Origin of the sequence: Tritonibacter sp. SIMBA_163 (assembly GCF_046535935.1) — a bacterium.
Classification (GTDB): domain Bacteria; phylum Pseudomonadota; class Alphaproteobacteria; order Rhodobacterales; family Rhodobacteraceae; genus Epibacterium; species Epibacterium scottomollicae.
In genome coordinates, this window is sequence record NZ_JAWJBP010001070.1 from 1 (window position 1) to 245 (window position 245).

Consider the following 245-nt stretch of genomic DNA (forward strand, 5'->3'; position numbering starts at 1 on the left):
CTGTCTTATGCGAACCTCTTGGAAGGCTCGGTGCTGACCGAGTTCATCTTCTCGTGGCCGGGGATCGGCGACTACATCACCACGGCGCTACTGTCTGCGGATATGAACGCGGTCCGTGGGGGCACAGTGGTTGTTGGATTGGTGTTTATTGCGCTCACTGCCTTCTCCGATCTTCTCTCCAAAGTCTTTGACCCGAGGTCGCAATGAGCACCCAGACCATGACACTCCGAGAGTGGCTATTGACG

Annotated in this window: 1 protein-coding gene; it reads left to right on the forward strand. The window is 56.3% G+C overall.

Annotated elements, in window-relative coordinates; all coding sequences use genetic code 11:
* Nucleotides 1–207, forward strand: a 207-nt coding sequence (locus R0J92_RS25635) for an ABC transporter permease subunit (RefSeq protein ID WP_411053762.1), incomplete at its 5' end; no start/stop codon positions are given.
* Nucleotides 208–245 lie beyond the last annotated feature (38 nt).